Origin of the sequence: Thalassospira lucentensis, assembly GCF_001613805.1 — a bacterium.
Classification (GTDB): Bacteria; Pseudomonadota; Alphaproteobacteria; order Rhodospirillales; family Thalassospiraceae; genus Thalassospira; species Thalassospira lucentensis_A.
The window spans coordinates 148148-164735 of the sequence record NZ_LPVY01000005.1 but is presented as its reverse complement, the minus strand read 5'-3'; the positions used below and the strand labels follow the sequence as shown (position 1 = coordinate 164735).

At 56.1% G+C, this 16588-nt stretch carries 17 protein-coding genes; 4 read left to right on the top strand and 13 right to left on the bottom strand.

What is annotated here, in order from left to right:
• The first annotated feature begins 11 nt into the window (after window positions 1–11).
• Complete coding sequence (locus AUP42_RS05970) at window positions 12–977, top strand: serine hydrolase domain-containing protein (protein ID WP_062949877.1); 966 nt, start codon at window positions 12–14, stop codon at window positions 975–977.
• A 37-nt stretch (window positions 978–1014) separates the two neighbouring features.
• Here AUP42_RS05970 and AUP42_RS05965 read toward each other — a convergent pair whose 3' ends face one another.
• Genes AUP42_RS05965 through AUP42_RS05955 form a run of 3 tightly spaced genes read right to left on the bottom strand, consistent with a single transcriptional unit; the run spans window position 1015 to window position 4003 of the window.
• Window positions 1015–1818 carry an ABC transporter ATP-binding protein gene (locus AUP42_RS05965; RefSeq protein WP_062949875.1) on the bottom strand — a complete coding sequence of 268 codons (804 nt, stop codon included), beginning with the start codon at window positions 1816–1818 and terminating at the stop codon, window positions 1015–1017.
• Window positions 1812–2873: a FecCD family ABC transporter permease gene (locus tag AUP42_RS05960; RefSeq protein WP_082824676.1), complete on the bottom strand. Its 1062-nt coding sequence runs from the start codon at window positions 2871–2873 to the stop codon at window positions 1812–1814. Before AUP42_RS05960 ends, AUP42_RS05965 begins: the two co-directional genes overlap by 7 nt.
• Before the next feature lie 5 nt (window positions 2874–2878).
• The gene (locus AUP42_RS05955) at window positions 2879–4003 is read right to left on the bottom strand and encodes an ABC transporter substrate-binding protein (protein WP_062949873.1); all 1125 of its coding nucleotides are present in this window, start codon (window positions 4001–4003) and stop codon (window positions 2879–2881) included.
• A 189-nt stretch (window positions 4004–4192) separates the two neighbouring features.
• Between AUP42_RS05955 and AUP42_RS05950 the strand changes: the two genes are divergently transcribed.
• A complete protein-coding gene (locus AUP42_RS05950) occupies window positions 4193–4981 on the top strand; it encodes a class I SAM-dependent methyltransferase (protein WP_062949871.1) in 789 nt (262 codons plus the stop codon).
• 17 nt (window positions 4982–4998) lie between these two features.
• On the opposite strand, the gene AUP42_RS05945 is transcribed toward AUP42_RS05950, so the two are convergent.
• The 4 genes from AUP42_RS05945 to AUP42_RS05930 form a co-directional block, all read right to left on the bottom strand.
• Complete coding sequence (locus AUP42_RS05945; RefSeq protein ID WP_197468246.1) at window positions 4999–5349, bottom strand: putative quinol monooxygenase; 351 nt, start codon at window positions 5347–5349, stop codon at window positions 4999–5001.
• An 88-nt stretch (window positions 5350–5437) separates the two neighbouring features.
• Window positions 5438–5893 (bottom strand): OsmC family protein, encoded by a 456-nt coding sequence (locus tag AUP42_RS05940; protein ID WP_062949869.1) that lies wholly within the window; start codon window positions 5891–5893, stop codon window positions 5438–5440.
• Window positions 5890–6522: a GntR family transcriptional regulator gene (locus AUP42_RS05935; RefSeq protein ID WP_062950507.1), complete on the bottom strand. Its 633-nt coding sequence runs from the start codon at window positions 6520–6522 to the stop codon at window positions 5890–5892. Before AUP42_RS05935 ends, AUP42_RS05940 begins: the two co-directional genes overlap by 4 nt.
• A 220-nt stretch (window positions 6523–6742) precedes the next feature.
• Window positions 6743–9094, bottom strand: a complete 2352-nt coding sequence (locus tag AUP42_RS05930; RefSeq protein ID WP_062949867.1) for an alpha/beta fold hydrolase — start codon at window positions 9092–9094, stop codon at window positions 6743–6745.
• 294 nt (window positions 9095–9388) lie between these two features.
• On the opposite strand from AUP42_RS05930, the gene AUP42_RS05925 reads away from it, so the two are divergent.
• On the top strand, window positions 9389–10666 hold the full coding sequence (locus tag AUP42_RS05925; protein ID WP_062949865.1) for an MFS transporter: 1278 nt from the start codon (window positions 9389–9391) through the stop codon (window positions 10664–10666).
• 104 nt (window positions 10667–10770) lie between these two features.
• Window positions 10771–11334 (top strand): CHAP domain-containing protein, encoded by a 564-nt coding sequence (locus tag AUP42_RS05920; RefSeq protein WP_062949863.1) that lies wholly within the window; start codon window positions 10771–10773, stop codon window positions 11332–11334.
• Between the two features lie 130 nt (window positions 11335–11464).
• On the opposite strand, the gene bioB is transcribed toward AUP42_RS05920, so the two are convergent.
• The 6 genes from bioB to AUP42_RS05890 all read right to left on the bottom strand — a co-directional run bounded on the left by bioB (window position 11465) and on the right by AUP42_RS05890 (window position 16587).
• On the bottom strand, window positions 11465–12457 hold the full coding sequence (bioB, locus tag AUP42_RS05915) for a biotin synthase BioB (RefSeq protein WP_062949861.1): 993 nt from the start codon (window positions 12455–12457) through the stop codon (window positions 11465–11467).
• Complete coding sequence (locus tag AUP42_RS05910; RefSeq protein WP_062949859.1) at window positions 12457–13032, bottom strand: biotin transporter BioY; 576 nt, start codon at window positions 13030–13032, stop codon at window positions 12457–12459. The genes bioB and AUP42_RS05910 overlap by 1 nt, the downstream gene beginning before the upstream one ends.
• Window positions 13033–13327: 295 nt before the next feature.
• Window positions 13328–13966 (bottom strand): GntR family transcriptional regulator, encoded by a 639-nt coding sequence (locus AUP42_RS05905; RefSeq protein ID WP_062949857.1) that lies wholly within the window; start codon window positions 13964–13966, stop codon window positions 13328–13330.
• 87 nt (window positions 13967–14053) lie between these two features.
• On the bottom strand, window positions 14054–14800 hold the full coding sequence (locus AUP42_RS05900) for a proteasome-type protease (protein ID WP_062949855.1): 747 nt from the start codon (window positions 14798–14800) through the stop codon (window positions 14054–14056).
• 19 nt (window positions 14801–14819) lie between these two features.
• A complete protein-coding gene (locus tag AUP42_RS05895; protein WP_062949853.1) occupies window positions 14820–15638 on the bottom strand; it encodes a transglutaminase family protein in 819 nt (272 codons plus the stop codon).
• 1 nt (window position 15639) lies between these two features.
• Window positions 15640–16587, bottom strand: coding sequence for an alpha-E domain-containing protein (locus AUP42_RS05890; RefSeq protein ID WP_062949851.1), 948 nt, complete (start codon window positions 16585–16587; stop codon window positions 15640–15642).
• Window position 16588 lies beyond the last annotated feature (1 nt).

The window sequence follows — 16588 nt, the reverse complement described above, 5'->3', positions numbered from 1 at the left end:
TTGTGGCGGTAATGACACCCATTGCCGCCATGGCACAATCCTTGGAGCTTGACGATATTCTGACGGATGCCGGGCGTCTTGAACCCCTGCAGGCGGTGATGGTCGCTCACCGTGGTGAGGTGATCGCACGGCGAGGCTATCACGGCAGTTCCCCCGATCAGTCGACCAATATCAAATCCGCATCGAAATCGATTATCTCGGCATTGGTTGGCATCGGGATTGAACGGGGTGTTTTAACCGGCACCGATCAGAAAATCGCCCCCTTGCTGCGTGATCAGTTGCCAGCCGATCCCGACCCGCGGCTGTCTGAAATTACCATCGGGCACCTTTTGTCGATGCAGGCCGGTCTGGGGCGGACATCGGGGCAGTATTACGGCCAGTGGGTCGCGCAATCAAACTGGGTGCGTGCTGCCCTTGCCCGTCCTTTTGCTGACGATCCGGGCGGAGATATGCTGTATTCAACCGGTTCAAGCCACCTGCTATCGGCCATCCTGACCCGTGAAACCGGAAAAACCACACTGGAACTGGCGCGTGAATGGCTGGGGCCGCTGAATGGTTTTGCCATTACGGCTTGGGATCGCGATCCGCAGGGAATTTATTTTGGCGGTAACCAGATGGCGATGAGCACCACATCCCTTCTGGCTTTTGGCGAACTTTACCGCAATGGCGGGCGTGCCCCGGACGGGACACAGATCATCACGCAGGACTGGATTAATCAAAGCTGGCAGCACCGGACAAATTCGCGTTTTACCGGTGATGAATACGGGTATGGCTGGTTCATGCGCGATATTGCCGGGAAGGATGTCATCTATGCCTGGGGATATGGCGGGCAGATGCTTTACATCGTTCCCGCACTTGAATTGACCGTGGCGATGACATCGGACGAAACCAAACCGTCGGCGCGTACTGGTTACCGTGACCGGTTGCATGGTTTGATGGCCGATATAATTGACCGCGTCGCGGCAGAGACAAGCTGAACGAATTCAGCCTGCCTGATTGGATGACTATTGCCAGTTATTGGGCGGCGATGCGTTCCGCCGGATATTCGGCAACCGTGCCGGGGGTCAATGGGCCGCGCAGGACAATATGGGGATGACCAAGCGAATTGTGTTCGACATGGCCGTCAACCTGATAAACGTCGCGTAACAGATCACGGTCAATAACCTTGGCGCATTCGCCAAATGCCACCATACGGCCATTGCGGATTGCCATGGCGTGATCGCAATATTGCAGGGCATGGTTAAGGTCGTGAATGGCGATCAGGACAATCATTTTTTGGCGCTTGGCGATATCGCGCATGAAGGACAGGACCTCCATCTGACGATGCAGATCGAGGGCCGAGGTCGGCTCGTCCATCAGCAGGATTTCGGGTTCACGCACCAGCGTCTGGGCAATGGCAACAAGCTGCCGCTGACCGCCGCTAAGCTCGCCCAGATTGCGCGCGGCCAGATCGGAAATTCGAAGGGCGGCCAGAATATCGTCAATCCGGGCCAGTTCATCGGCCTGAACGCGTAGTGACGATCCCTGCTTGGCGGCCAGAATAACCGACTCATACACCGAAAGAACGGCGTTCGACCCCGTATCCTGTGGCATGTAGCAAATCGTGTTGCGGCTATAATTCGCCGTTTCGACATGCACTTTGCCGCCACCCTTGGCAAGACCGGCAACGCGTTTGAACAGGCTTGATTTTCCTGCTGCGTTCGGCCCGATGACGGCAATCACGTCGCCACCTGTCAGAACCGGCGTACTGACACCGGAAACCACATGGGTACGGCCGTAGCGGGTGCCAAGGTCTTCAAGACGAAGTGTTGTTACCATGATTTCCTCCGGCTTGCGAAAATCAGCGAGAAGAAGAACGGCACGCCGACAAGCGCGGTAATTACCCCAATGGGCAGGATCGCGCCGGGGATCAGAAGTTTTGACAGAACCGACGTCGCCGACAGGATCAACGCCCCGCACAGGACGGATGCCGGCAGGAAGAAACGCTGATCCTCACCGACCAGCATACGGGCGATGTGCGGCCCGACCAGACCGATAAAACCGATGGTTCCGACAAACGAAACCGGGATTGCCGCCAGCATACTGACCAGCAACATGGTTTTGAGCCGCAGCGACTGGACATTCACCCCGAAACTTTCCGCCTTGGCATCGCCTAACCTAAGGGCGGTCAGTGCCCAGGCCTGACGGGTAAACAGCGGCAGGGCGATGGCAACCGCAATGGCCGTGATCGCAACCTTGGACCAGGTTGCCTTGACCAGACTGCCCATCGTCCAGAACACAACTGCGGCCAATGCCTGTTCGCTGGCAAGATATTGCAGCAGGGCCAGAAGCGCGTTGAAGGTAAAGACCAGCGCAATCCCCAAAAGGACGATGGTTTCAACCGTAACACCGCGCATGCGGCTGAAAAAATGAATGATCAGCGCGGTTCCCATCGCCATGACAAAGGCATTGATCGGGATGATGAATTCGACAAATGCAGGCAGGATCGCAACGCCAAGAACCAGCGCCAGAGCAGCGCCAAAACCGGCTGCGGCCGAAATGCCTAACGTAAAGGGGCTGGCAAGCGGGTTGGCAAGGATGGTCTGCATCTGGGCGCCTGCGGTTGAAAGGCCGGCACCGACAGTCAGCGCCATCAGGGCGACAGGCATGCGGATTTCCCAGATCACGACGCGCAACTGATCGCTGGCATCCGATGGGTTTAACAAGGCAAAGATCACGTCAGACAGCGGATAATTGGCCGGTCCGGTTGCCAGATCGACAGCAAAGGACAGGAACAGCGCAATCGTCATGCCGGTAAGGATCAGGACACGACGCAGGGAGCGCGCCTTGTAATGCGCGCTCCCTGCCGGAATGGTGGTTTGATCGGAGATCATGGAAATCAGTTCTGATCGCTAACGGAAACGAAATAACCCGGCTGATACGGCGTTGACAGGAACCGCTCATGCAGTTCGCGGAACGATGCCTCCGGGTCGATATCGGCAAACAGATCCGGATGCAGCCATTTTGCCATCTGTTCGATGACCACGAACTGATAGGGGCTGTTATAGAACTGGTGCCAGACCGCATGAATTTTACCGTTTTCAACGGCTTTGATGCCGGTGAATGCCGGGCGGTTCATAAGGTTTTCAAGCTTGCGATGGGCCTCTTTCATGTCTGCATTCGGGCCGAGTCCGACCCACGCACCACCCGGTGAATAGGCTTCCCAGCTTGCGCCGGTTGCGATGACCTGATCGGGGTTTGATGCAACAACCTGTTCAGGGTTGATCGTACCAAAGGTGCCCGGAATGATTGTTGCAGCGATGTTGGTACCACCGGCAATCTCAACCATTTTCCCAAAGTTTTCATTGCCAAACGACATGCAGCATTCATCGGAAAAACCGGCTGCGCGTTCGATGAAAACGTCAGGTTTGGCTGGATTGGCCTTGGCAAGGCGATCGGTCACAACGGCGATTTTATCGTTGCGGAATTTGATGAATTCCTCGGCACGGTCCTGTTCACCGGTGATGGTGCCCAGAATGCGCATGCTGGTATCGGTGTTTTCAATCGGGCGTTCGCGGAAATCGATATAAACCAGCGGAATGCCGACCGCTGCAAGCTTTTCGTCAAGGGCCGCGTCTTCGGTGGCTCCCTTGGCTTCAAGGTTCATCACGATGACGTCGGGTTTAAGGGCGATGGCCTGTTCGATATCGAATGTGCCATCCTTGATTCCGCCGAAGGTCGGCAGATCATTAATGGACGGGTATTTGGCGGCATAGATGTCATAGGTCTGCGGATCGGCCTTTTTCAGGTCATCGCGCCAGCCAACGACTCGCTTGAACGGTTCTGCGCTATCAAGCGTTGCAAGGCCGTAAATCAGGCGACCTTCGCCAAGAATAAGCTTTTCTGCCGGAACCTTGACCGAAACTTCACGCCCGGCCACATCGGTGATCGTGACGGTTTCTGCTGCGTGGACGGTCCCCGCGACCATCAACGCAACCGCAGCAATAGCGCCAAAAAATTTCATTCCCGTACCCTTGTTTAGGATTGCCTGACCGCGGCATTATCATTTAATGAGAATGCAAATCAATACTTTTCGCATTAATTGATTTTTTTATGGATTGGATGGTATTTGTGCCGATATCTGTCGGTTTGCGGTTCCCACAAGATCGCGCAAACTTTTCGCAGATATGGGCCATTGGGGGACGACCGGGCGATGACAACGCATTCAAGCAATTTCAATCTGCGTGACGAGATCAAGGAATACTGGTCCATGCGCGCGGCAACGTTCGACGAACAGCCCGGGCACGAGATTTTCTCAGATCAGGAACGTCTGGCGTGGCACGACCTGTTTCGCCGTCATCTGGGCGACGGGACCGGCAAAAGTGCGCTTGACCTTGCCAGTGGCACCGGCGTTATCAGCCATTTGATGCATGATCTGGGGTTCGAGGTTACCGGGCTTGATTGGTCCGAAGCGATGCTGGAAAAGGCGCGGGCCAAATCGAAACTGCGTCAGTCCAATATCCGGTTCATCCTTGGCGATGCGGAAAACACGCTTGAAGACGATAACAGCTATGATGTCATCGTCACACGGCATCTGGTCTGGACGCTGGTTGATCCGGCCGTGGCCTTTGCTGAATGGTTCCGGGTTTTGAAACCGGGGGGTAAGCTTCTGGTGGTGGATGGTGATTTCGTCTCGCCCACCTGGGTCAGTAAGCTAAACAAGGCGATGACGGGGTTCCTGCAATCCATCGGGTTGAAACGCGATGTTGCCGAAATCCCGCAGCTCAAGACCCATCGCGATATTCTTGCACGCGTTCATTTTTCCCAGGGTGCCCGTGCTGACGAAGTGACATCAATGCTGAAAACCGCCGGGTTCGACCCGGTGATGGTCGATTTCAACATGCGCCAGATTCACCGCGCCCAGTCAAAGCATCTTACGCTTGCCAAGGGGCTGGAACGTGGTGCCCAGCATCGTTACGCCATCTGCGCGACCAAGCCTTAAAAGGCCACTTGGGCCGGTTATGAGCGGCCTGAAAACAGGGCGATGTCGCTGCGCATCGGGGTCCAGACGGCAATCTCGCGCGGGATCGCAAGAAGTTCCGGCAAACTGTCCCAGAAGGCCTGCCGATAGGGACGGTGCATCTGTACTTCCATCAAATCTTCCAGATCGGCCCACGTTTCATACAGCATGAAACGATTGGGTTCGTCCGGATGGTGATGCAGGAAGGCATTGATGAATGTTGCCTCATAGCGCATCGCATCCAGAACCGGGTGAAGCAGGGCAAGAAATTCGTCTTCCCTGCCCGGTTTGATGGTCAGCATAACGGTGCCGGCAATCGGGCCTGTTTCGGTGTTAACGGTTGCATTCATGATCTCGGCCTTCGGTCTGATTTCGATATTGACCGGGGCAGGTTATGACAGGTCGGGAAGCAAAACGATTACCTGACAGGTAATGAGCCTAATCAAGTTTGATGCTGATTTCGGTTTTGACCGAATTGGCAAGGAAGCAGGCCTCGTGGGCGGCGTGATGCAGTTCGGCCTCGATCTCTGCCGTCGGGGCTGTGCTGGCATAGGTGACCTTGGGGCAAAGTTCGACCCGGGTGATGACTGTTTTGCCGTCCTGCATTTCCATGACGCCGGTTGCAGCATCGACATAGCCGTCGACAATGATTTTCCGACGCGATGCGAAATCAAGGAAGAACAGCATGTGGCAGCTTGAAAGGGCGGCGACATAGGCTTCTTCGGGATCGACATTTTCGGCGACGGAATAGGGTAGCGGCACGACATGGGGGGATGACGATGCGGGGACTTCGACCCCGCCGTCAAACCGCCAAAGATGACCGCGGCTATACCGGCGGTCGGCAAAGTTTGAGCCGTCGCGTTGCCATCTGACTTCTGCGCCAAAACTGCTCATTGCGGGGCTCCATTTTCGGGATGCTCGACAAGTTGTCGTGAGGTGATGCCGATATGTTTTTCAATAATTTCAACGGCCTTGCTAACATCGCCAAGGTTACATACGGCCAGCAGGTCATTATGTTCTTCGTAAAACGCTTTGCGCGCCTGTGATCCTGCTGGCTGCCGGTGGTAGGAGCGGCGCGCTTCGCGGCGCAATTCGTCAATCATCTGTAACAGGCGACCATTGCCACACGGGGCATACAGGGTCCGGTGAAACGCGATATCGAGCTCCTCGATGATGGCCGGGGCTTCTTCTTCAAAAAGATCGTCGTTCAAACGGATTGCCTTGCGCAGGTCGCGTTGTGTCAGATGCGGGATCGACAGGATCAGGGCGGTTGTTTCAAGGGAAATGCGGATTTGCGACAGTTCGCGGGCCTCGTTGGCACTTAAGCCGTTTACCGCAAGGCTACGGTCGGATCGTTTGGTTAGCAACCCGTTTGCCAGCAACCGTTCCAGCGCCTGACGCACAGGTTGCCGGCTGACACCGAACCGTTCGGCCAGCCGTTCCTGTTTCAGGATTGTGCCGGGCGCAAGGGTGCCGTTTTCGATTTCGCTTTGAAGCGTTTCAGTGATTTTATTTGGATCCATGGATCCAAAGTCATGCAAATTTGCCGAAGAGTCAAGCGGGTTCCGTTGGCGTGAATTCACCCGAAATTTGATGCGTCAGCATCGTAAATCCCGGGCGCATTTTATTTGTATGAGGATTTAACCCGCGGCATTGTGGAGGTGGCGTGGGCGTTGGGCGTTTGCCCGAGGGGGCTCAAGGGCTCCGGGGGCTAAGGGAGGCTTCGGCGGGCATTCCCTCGGATTATTGGGCCGGGATGGCTGCGGTCAGGGTGCTGTTGGCCGGGGCGGTTTTGGAGACGAAGTCGATCACGCGATTGACCGCGTTGTCGATATCCTCGTTCAGGATGCCGTGGCGATCGGAGTCCAGGACCTGGATATCAAGATGGCTGCATCCGGTGGCGTGGCGTTTGATCAGGGTCGCACTGGCGGGATCGACGACCTGATCGCCATCGCCCTGTAAAATCAGGATCGGGCAGGCGACATCGGGCAGACGGTTTTGCATTTCGGCAACCGCCTGACGGAGATTGTGCAGACCGCCAATCGGGATGTTGCGGTAATTGATATCGGGATGTTCGGATTCGTTAAGCCGGAAACTGAGCATTTCCTGTGCCGAGGGTACCCAGCCCATCAGTTTGTTCGCACCATAAAGCAGCGGCACAAACATCAGATTGCGATTGCGGAATTTAAGCGGTGTCGATGCCATGACGAGCCCGGCCAGTTTTTCGGGCCGGTCAGCCGCAAGAATGGCCGAAAGCGCCCCACCGGTTGAAAAGCCGACAATGATGATGTTGTCGCAAAAGGCCGACAGGATTTCATAGCCGCGCCGAACCGATGCCAGCCAATCGCCCCACGGACGTTTTTGCAACTCGTGCGGGGATGTCCCGTGCCCGGCAAGGCGGACTCCCATCACGGCATAATCGCGTGCGGCCAGCCGATCACCAAGATTTCGAAGTTCCGCCGGGGAGGCAAGGAACCCGTGGACGACGAGAACGCCGGTGGTGAAATGTTCGTTGCCATTAGGCAGCAACAGATAGGGGCGGCTATCGGCGGTTGCAGTTTCCTGATCATTGATCGCGGCGTATTTGGGTTTCTGGTATTTGGCGCGGTTCCATTGCCATGCCCGGATTTCATCATCAAAACGGCGTTTGGCAAAATCGCGTGGTGTCAGATGGTCGACTTCGTCCCGCGCCTTTTCAAGTGCAGTCCATGCGGCGTTGATCGGTGCCATTTCATTGGCATAGACCATCACCGGGTTGTCCATGCGGATCTGATCAAAGGTGGCTTCTTCCTGCAATTTCGGCAGGAAGCAATATTTGCCTTCGGACCGTTCGATCAGGCCAAGATGAACCGCGGCATCAATATATTCGCGAATCTGCGGGCATTTCAGATCAAAGATGCCGATATAGTCGGCCGGGTTGCGCATGCCGCGATGCAAATGAATGCCTTCGGCCTGCTGGACATTCTTGATCGCCAGATAAAGTGTGCGGTCAAAATGGGCGATATCGACCTCGGTCACGCCATCAGCCAGCCACATCATGATCAGGCGCGATGCCAGATGACTGACATTGAGTGTCAGGTTGGAATACATCACACCCATGCAATGATCGCGAAGCGGGTTGATATGGCGGCTAATGGCATATTGGGTGATGCGGTCGGGTATTTTCTCAAGCGCTTTGGCCGGACGGAAAAGATCATCGATGCTGTTTGCGGTTTCAACCCGGTGGGCTAGCATACGCCGGTCAATCCAGTTGAATTGATGGCGCGGATCAACCGGATCGCCAAGCCGGATATCCATATCCGTGCGTTTGAACAGAAGATTGCCTTCGATAATCAGTTCTTCGGCCATCTTGGGGCTCAGCCCGCCAGCAAAAAGATCTGCGCCCCGCGCCAGAAGGTTCTGGTCAACACGCAACGGGTGAAAGGTGATGTTGGCCGGAAACATCAATGTTGGCTTGGCAAGGGCGGCTTTGAGAGTTTCGGGCGTGGTATCAATCGCATCTGCCCAGCGATCAAGCTCGTCGTGTTTGCCCTTCTCAAGCAGCATCGACAAACCGATCTTGAAGCCGTCAATGCAAAGCCCAAGCAGCGCCGCCCCGGTATGATGAGCGCGCCGTTGATCGGCAGAACGGGAATAGATGCTGTAATCCGGGCGTTTGGGATGTGGGCGTTCGGCAGCGAGAACGCGCCGGTCCTTGACCATGCCACCCTCGGGAAAGATCACGACCTTGCCGCCGCGCAGGATTTCCTCGGCCAGGAACGGCAGCAGACGTTCGTAATCGTTGGGGACACCGCCAAGTGCGCGCAGATAGCGTGAAAACCGGTTGTCTTCGACAAAAAACTCGCCCGATGCGATCGAGCGGCAGAACACTCCGGTTTCGAGCGCGATCAGATATTGCGGGATGAAGGTTTCAAACCGGGCGAAATGGTTGAACATGAAAATATCGCCCTGCGCCAAATGATCCCGGTCGCCATGCATCTTGATATTGATGTCGACTTTGGCGCGCAACGCCGTCATGGCCCGAATGGTCCATTCGCAAGTCTGGTTGCGGATCGCGAATTGCTCGCGTTCGATTTCCCGGAAGTTCTGATGCATGGGTGTTTCCGCCCCGAAGGCCTGAATGCCAAATTGATCGGCGTTATGATTAACTGCGGTCGTTTCCTTTAGGTCCTGATGCCTAAAACAAATATGTGTTTTCCTGAGGGGTTTGAGAAGGCCAGATACATGCATCAGGCGAACAATCTATGGTACGTGCCTTTGCCTGTCCCTATACTCATCGCGACATTTCAAATACCGTTCTGTCCGGATAGCAGGCCATTTCGCCCCAAATATGGCCATCAAAGATCGTTGTTAATATAGCTGTCCGGTACAAGATGATCCCGCCCCGTCATGAAAACTGGAAAATCCGTGCTGCCACCAACCGCCGAGCCATCCCGGAAATCAATCTTTCAGGATCGAAACTTTGTCCTGTTTCTGGTCGGCCAATGCATCACCACCCAGGGACTTTGGGTACAGAAAATCGCCATGTCGTGGCTGGCATGGTCATTGACCGGATCACCATTCTGGACCGGGTTGATTGCCGCCCTTAATTTCGCCCCGGCCTTCATTCTGGGGCCGGTTTTTGGCGTGATGGCGGACCGGGTCAATCTGCGCAAAACGGCGGTGACCCTGAACCTGATGATGGCAGCAACCGCATTTCTGTTGATGATCCTGTCGATGGCAGGGCAGATAAACCTTTTCTGGATGGTGGTTCTGGCCGGGACGAACGGGGTTTTGGCCAGTGCGATGACGCCCGTTCGGCTTTCATTGGTGCCGGTGATTGTCCAGCGGGAGTTTATGAGCCGCGCCGTGGCCTATGCGGCGATGAATTTCAATATATCGCGTCTGGTTGGTCCGGCGGTTGGTGGTGTGGTGATCGCGACATGGGGTACCGGGGCGGCATTCATGATCAATGCGGCATCCTATATCCCGATGATCTTTGTTCTGGCGACTGTCAAAATCCATGTCGAACGGGCAGCCGATGCCAAAAGCAAACGGGTGCTGGCGGCGCTTGTCGACGGGGCGAATTACGCCATTCATCATCCGATGATCCGCTCGGTTCTGGCGCTATCCTGTTTTGTCGCACTGGTGGGTACCGGGATGGTGGAACTGATGCCAGTCTTTGCCGAGGCAGTTTATGACCGCGGCGTCACCGGGCTTGGCATGCTGGCATCGGCAAGCGGGGTCGGTGCAGTGGCATCGACATTCATGTTGTCGCGGGTCAAATCCGATCCGGCCGCCTTTCAGCGGGTGACGATCATCGGGGCTTTTGCTGCGGGGTGCGGTATGCTGGGGCTTGGTTTTGCACCTTGGTACGAGCTTGCGGTGATGCTGGTGGCGATTACCGGTTTTGGTCTGACAGCGGTCGGAGTCGGGTCGCAAACCGCATTGCAATTGACCGTCGATAATAAATTGCGTGGCCGGGTGATGAGCTTCTGGAGTGCGACGAGTTTTGGCGGGATTGCTGTTGGCGGCACGATGCTTGGCGCGATTTCCGAGGCAGGGCATATTCAATATACGGCGCGCGGGTCGGGGGCATTGATCCTGTGCGCGGCGATTGTCGGACTTTGGCGTTTATATCGTGTTGGTACAACTGATGCGAAATCTGCCACAGAAACGGCAAAATGATCGGGTTTTTCGGCGTGCTTCGTAAACGCTTGTTTAAAACTCGTCGGGTTACGGTGCCAGAGTCAGGACCTTTTAAATCATCGTGCCTTTTGGGGGAATATCGCATGCGGCTGGCCGTCGTTATCGGATTTTGTATGCTTGTATCGGGATGTTTTGCATCCGCAAGTACGCCGAAACCCAATAGCGGCCTTGAAAGTGACGGCGTTTCGACTGTCACCAATGTCAGCCTGCCGTCGTCGCGCCTGCTGCCTTTTGCGCCCACCGATGAATTTTTGCAATGCGTACCCTATGCACGCGCGGTTTCCGGGATCGAGATTTATGGTGATGCCTGGACCTGGTGGGATCAGGCGAAAAATACTTATAACCGCGGCAAAAAACCCGAAGTCGGTGCCGTTCTGGCGCTCAAGAAAACATCGCGTTTGAAATACGGGCATGTTGCGGTGGTTGCCGCCATCCTCGACAGCCGCAAGATCATGGTCAATCATGCCAACTGGGGAAGTGATTCGCGTACGCGGGGCAAGGTGCATTATCGCCAGCCGGTTGTCGATGTTTCGCCCAATAATGACTGGTCGGAAGTGCGGATGATGAACACGATTGGCACATTCGGCCGGGTTTATCCGGCGCATGGCTTTATCTATCAACCACACGAAACCGCCGAAGCCCACTAGGCTTTCCGCCCTTTCTCCGCTGTTTTCCGATCATTTATAAAAAATGGCGAAGGCCCGACTGAGGGGCGCTTCGCCAAGGTGAACCTTGCGCGGGTGGGGCGCACAAGTTCGGGGGTTGATTTGGGTATTGTCAGGCCGCCGACGCTGGAATCGGGCCTAGTGCTGCAAACAGAGTGGTATCGCTATCTTCCTGCGGGTTTGGCGTGGTCAGAAGTTTTTCCCCGTAAAATACAGAATTGGCCCCTGCCATCAGGCACATGATCTGGGCTTCGCGCGTAAGGTCGGTGCGCCCGGCTGAAAGGCGGACGGTTGATTTTGGCATGGTGATGCGCGCGGTTGCTACCATGCGGACCAATTCAAGGGCATCGACGGGATCACGGTCGGCAAGAGGCGTTCCAGCCACCGGTACGAGGGCATTGATCGGCACACTTTCGGGATGGGGTGCGAAACCGGCGAGGACCTGAAGCATTGATGCCCTGTCCCGGATGCTTTCGCCCATGCCGATGATCCCGCCACAACACAGGTCAATCCCGGCACCGCGCACGGCAGCCAGTGTATCAAGCCGGTCCTGATAGGTCCGGGTAGAGATGATCTGACTGTAATATTCCGGGCTGGTATCAAGATTATGGTTATAGGCGGTCAATCCCGCCCCGGCGAGGCGTTCGGCATGGCGGGTTTCAAGCATGCCGAGGGTCACGCAGGCCTCCATGCCAAGACTACGCACACCACGCACCATTTCGATCACCGCATCAAAGGCCGCGCCATCGCGCACGCGTCGCCATGCGGCCCCCATGCAGAAACGATCCGCCCCTGCCGCCTTGGCGCGCGCCGCCATTTTCAAAACCATGCCGGGGTCCATCAACTGTTCCTTGCCCAGATTGACCTCGCGGTGGTGGGCCGATTGCGGGCAATAGGCGCAATCTTCGGGGCAGCCGCCGGTTTTGATCGATAGCAGGCTGGCCTTTTGCAAGGCATTGGGATCGTGATGGGTCCTGTGGACCGCGCTGGCGCGGCCCATCAGTTCAAGCAGTGGCAGGCGATAAATCGCCTCGATCTCGTCCACTGTCCAGTCGTGACGGATGGTTTGATCGACTGCTGGGTTTTGTGCGGGAAGACTGTTCATCAGGCGTTGCCGTCTTTATTGCGGTTGACAAGGCGGGTGCAGGCCGCGCTGCCAAGGGCAACAAGGGCGATCTTGATGGTGTCGCCCAGAATGAACGGGGTGAAACCGTATTCGGCAACCTTTTCAAGTGGCACAAAGGCGGCAAGCCATGCCAGACCCAGAACATAGACCGGGATCATGCCGGCCATCATGATGCCAAAACGCGCCAGCGTGCCGCGTCCCTTTGCAAGTGCACCGACCAGCCACGAAGCAATCAGATAACCCAGCAGATAGCCGCCGGTTGGCCCGACCATATAGGCAAGCCCGATGCCGCGTTCCGGGGTACCGGCAAAAACCGGCAGACCAGCCGCCCCTGCCGCCAGATATCCCAGCACCGTCGCACAGGCAACGCGCGGGCCGGTCGCCAGTGCAATTGCCATGATTGCCATGGTTTGCAGGGTCATCGGCACCGGCCAGAAGGGAACGGTGATCTTCGCACTTGCGGTCAGGATGGCGACCCCGGCCAGAACCATCAGGCTGTATTTCATTCCCGATGATATGCGGGTTTCGGCCGGTTTGGAGATTGCATTGCTCATGGTGATTTCATCCTCCTCAGGATCGGATTCAAAATTATAGATAAAAAACGAATCTCATCTATTAATTACGCCGCGACTGGGAGGTGAAATCAATCCCAAAATAGATAATTGGGTCAAACTGGTGAATATTTGCAAAGGTATGCTGCTATAGTATTGATTTTAATAATATATTTTTATCTATAAAATGGAAATTTGCGCGCAAGCCAGCGGCCTGCATTGCCAAAAGGCAGGCAGGATCACGTTCGCTCCGTGGATTTCGGGTTCGGAGCAGTTCGGGATGGGTTCAAGAAATGGGTTACGGGCGGGTTTTGGTGCCCGGTTTGGTGCCGATCCATTTGACATGACGGGCAAGGGTGGCGGCGGCAACATCAAACTGCCGTTCGCGGAGTGCCTTGAGGATGGCGCGGTGATCCTGATCAGTGGGGGCTTCCCATTCCATGCGGAAGCCTGAAAACAGGAAACGCGCGCTTGCTGCGTGCAGATCGTCAATGGTTGCCAGCAGGCGGGGCATGCCGCACGGGGTCAGGATCAGGCGATGGAAGGCACGGTTGGCTTCTTCCCATGCCCGGACATCGGGGGCATTTTCGCCTGCGCGGTTGATCGCCTCTGCCTCGTCGAGAATGGCGCTGGTCAGGTGCGGGGCGGCATGGCGAAGGGCGAGGACTTCAAGGGATGCGCGCATTTCGGCAACTTCGCGGACTTCGGCGATGTCAAAACTTGCAACCCGCACACCGCGGCGCGGTTCGCTTACGACCAGTCCCTGTGCTTCGAGGCGGCGAAAGGCTTCGCGCACCGGTACGTGGCTTGCGCCGAATTCCTCGGCAAAATGGTCCTGTCGCAATTTCGTGCCCGGCGCGATATGCCCGGCGATGATGCGGTCGGCCAGTTCGCGAGTGATCCTGCCGGTAACGGTATTGTCGATGTCACTTTTCATGATTTTATAGATAATTTGCGCGCCCGATTTTGTCGAGCGCGCATATCCGTAACCGGTAAATTAATCGTGCGATATCAGAAGGTTTGTTTAGCAGTCCGGCGCACAATGTTCGTCAGGCATATCAGCGAATGCTTCGCGCAATGCCTGCGACCATGCGTCCGAAAGGGCCTTGAAGCCGGCATCTTCGGCCTCAATCCGCCGATGTTCGGAGAAATGGCATGATCCTTCGGGCAGGACGGCAAGATCAAGCGGCATGCCGACTGACAGATTGGATCGCAATGTTGAATCCATCGACAGCAAAGCGGCTTTGACGCCGTCGGCAATCGGCGTTTCCGGGGTGATCACGCGATCAAGGATCGGTTTGCCGTATTTATGTTCGCCGATCTGAAGGTAGGGCGTGTCTTCGGTGGCCTCTATAAAGTTGCCCGCCGCATATACCAGAAACAGGCGTTGCGCCCCGCCTTTACGTTGCCCACCGACCATGATCGAGGCCGAGCTGCTTTCCTTGCGCTGTTCAAGCGTGTCCTGATATTTGTGCTGCACTTTCTGCATCGCCTCGCCCATCAGTTCGGCAACGCGGAACATGCTGGGTGCGCTCAGGATACAGTCGCCCGGTTCGGTTGCCGGGTTGTCGATGGCTTCCTGAAGGGTGCTCATCACGGCCTGTGTGATGGCAAGGTTCCCTGCGGTCAGCGCCACGATGGCGCGTTCACCGGGGACTTCCCAGGTGAACATCTTGCGATAACGCGAAATGTTATCGAGCCCGGCATTGGTTCGGGTGTCGGAGAGGAATACCATCCCCTCATCAAGCATCAAGCCCACGCAGTAGGTCATCTTCTATTCTCGGGTCCGGCTATTGCTGTGATTGCGCAACGATGACTGTTACATCCAAATTCTCGTTCGCACCACCAGTATGTACACCCCGTATAGGTGTGGCACCCTGCGCATCAAGTCCAGACCCCAGACGAATATAATAATCGGTCGGGCAGCAGCGGTTTGCCGGGTCAAACCCGACCCAGCCGAGTTCGGGCAAATGCAGTTCCGCCCATGCATGGGATGCTTCGTGTGATTTGCCATCCTGATCGGCAAATAGATAACCCGATACATAGCGCGCGGGAATGCCAAGATGGCGGGCCGCCGAAATCATGACATGGGCGTGGTCCTGACAGACACCCTGACCATCGGCCAGGGCATCGGCCGCGGTGGTATGGACATGGGTGCTGCCCGGGACATAGGCGACGGCGTCAGACACGGCGGCTGAAAGGGCATGGGCCCGTTCAAGCAGGTTATCCGCGCTGGTTTTCTTTTCGACCTTGGTGGCCATTTTGCGGATGGCGGCGCTGGATTTGGTGACCGGGGTCGAGCGCAGAAATACCGCCGGAAAGGCACGTTCCCTATGCCCGCGCAGGACACCAGCGGTATCAATGGTTTCGACTTCGCCAGACACGATGACATCGACGGAATCAACCGGGCCGCTTGCGGTCAGGGTGCTGATGGTATCGCCGTTGCCATCGACAAATTCGGAATTGATCACGCATCCGTCTGCCTTGATCGACCAGCGGATGACTTTTTGGCCGTCAAAAATGGACGGGGTAAGTTTAAGGCTTTGCACCACATAGCGGGCCGAAGGGGCAAATCGGTAATGGGTGCGATGTTCAACAGTCAGGCGCATCTTACTGGCCCCCGAAATAATAGGTTTCGGCGATTGCCGATGACAGGGTTTGATTGCGTTTCAGGAAGTCCGACAGGAATTCATGCAGGCCCTGGCTGAAAATTTCCTCCATCTGGCTTTGAGTCAGCAGTGAATAGGTTTCCACAGCCAGACTGTGCACCGGGCTTCGTTGTCCGTAATGGCGGGCCAGATGTTCCAGATGGTTGGTGATCTGTTCGGAACAGTGGGCCAGCGACCGGGGGCTGAACGGATTAAGGATCAGGAAGTGCGCGATGCGATAGGGGGAATAGTCATCGCGATACACCCAGTGGAAGGCACGCAAAGACGATGCCGCCCGCAAAACCGTTGTCCATTGGTAATTATCGACGCCATCGCCAACCATGCTGGTTTCCGGCAGCAGGACATAATATTTCACGTCAAGCAATCGTGCGGTGTTGTCGGCGCGTTCGATAAAAATCCCAAGACGGATGAAATCGTATCCGTCGTTGCGCAGGATTGTTGAATCGGTTGCCCCGCGAAACAGTGCACCCTGCCGTTTGACCCAGTCGATGAATTCCGGCAGGTCGGTTTTTGCAAGATTATGCATTGCCGTCCGGCGCAGTTCCATCAGGGCATTGTTTAATGCTTCCCACATTTCAGCGGTGATGGCGGTGCGCATGGCGCGCGCATTGGCACGTGCATTTTCAAAGCAGTTCAGGATCGAAGACGGGTTGTCGCGATTGAAAATCAGGTAATCGGTGACCTCGGCCTGACGAAGCGGCATATCGGGATCATAGCCCTGTGCGCAGCCCGATGCCGAAAGAACCGACGCCCATTCGGACCGGTTGCCGTCGCCTGCGGCCGGCATCAGAGCCATGCGATAGCCCATTTCCATCAGTCGGGCCATGTTTTCGGCCCGTTCCACGTAACGGGACAACCAGAAAAGGTTGTCAGCTGTACGACTAAGCATG

What these genes read in the sequence shown, in the direction of transcription:
- AUP42_RS05970 (WP_062949877.1), top strand. Translation starts at nt 12, where the DNA reads ATGACACCCATTGCCGCCATGGCACAATCCTTGGAGCTTGACGATATT.
- AUP42_RS05965 (WP_062949875.1), bottom strand. Translation starts at nt 1,818, where the DNA reads ATGGTAACAACACTTCGTCTTGAAGACCTTGGCACCCGCTACGGCCGT.
- AUP42_RS05960 (WP_082824676.1), bottom strand. Translation starts at nt 2,873, where the DNA reads ATGATCTCCGATCAAACCACCATTCCGGCAGGGAGCGCGCATTACAAG.
- AUP42_RS05955 (WP_062949873.1), bottom strand. Translation starts at nt 4,003, where the DNA reads ATGAAATTTTTTGGCGCTATTGCTGCGGTTGCGTTGATGGTCGCGGGG.
- AUP42_RS05950 (WP_062949871.1), top strand. Translation starts at nt 4,193, where the DNA reads ATGACAACGCATTCAAGCAATTTCAATCTGCGTGACGAGATCAAGGAA.
- AUP42_RS05945 (WP_197468246.1), bottom strand. Translation starts at nt 5,349, where the DNA reads ATGAATGCAACCGTTAACACCGAAACAGGCCCGATTGCCGGCACCGTT.
- AUP42_RS05940 (WP_062949869.1), bottom strand. Translation starts at nt 5,893, where the DNA reads ATGAGCAGTTTTGGCGCAGAAGTCAGATGGCAACGCGACGGCTCAAAC.
- AUP42_RS05935 (WP_062950507.1), bottom strand. Translation starts at nt 6,522, where the DNA reads ATGGATCCAAATAAAATCACTGAAACGCTTCAAAGCGAAATCGAAAAC.
- AUP42_RS05930 (WP_062949867.1), bottom strand. Translation starts at nt 9,094, where the DNA reads ATGCATCAGAACTTCCGGGAAATCGAACGCGAGCAATTCGCGATCCGC.
- AUP42_RS05925 (WP_062949865.1), top strand. Translation starts at nt 9,389, where the DNA reads ATGAAAACTGGAAAATCCGTGCTGCCACCAACCGCCGAGCCATCCCGG.
- AUP42_RS05920 (WP_062949863.1), top strand. Translation starts at nt 10,771, where the DNA reads ATGCGGCTGGCCGTCGTTATCGGATTTTGTATGCTTGTATCGGGATGT.
- bioB (WP_062949861.1), bottom strand. Translation starts at nt 12,457, where the DNA reads ATGAACAGTCTTCCCGCACAAAACCCAGCAGTCGATCAAACCATCCGT.
- AUP42_RS05910 (WP_062949859.1), bottom strand. Translation starts at nt 13,032, where the DNA reads ATGAGCAATGCAATCTCCAAACCGGCCGAAACCCGCATATCATCGGGA.
- AUP42_RS05905 (WP_062949857.1), bottom strand. Translation starts at nt 13,966, where the DNA reads ATGAAAAGTGACATCGACAATACCGTTACCGGCAGGATCACTCGCGAA.
- AUP42_RS05900 (WP_062949855.1), bottom strand. Translation starts at nt 14,800, where the DNA reads ATGACCTACTGCGTGGGCTTGATGCTTGATGAGGGGATGGTATTCCTC.
- AUP42_RS05895 (WP_062949853.1), bottom strand. Translation starts at nt 15,638, where the DNA reads ATGCGCCTGACTGTTGAACATCGCACCCATTACCGATTTGCCCCTTCG.
- AUP42_RS05890 (WP_062949851.1), bottom strand. Translation starts at nt 16,587, where the DNA reads ATGCTTAGTCGTACAGCTGACAACCTTTTCTGGTTGTCCCGTTACGTG.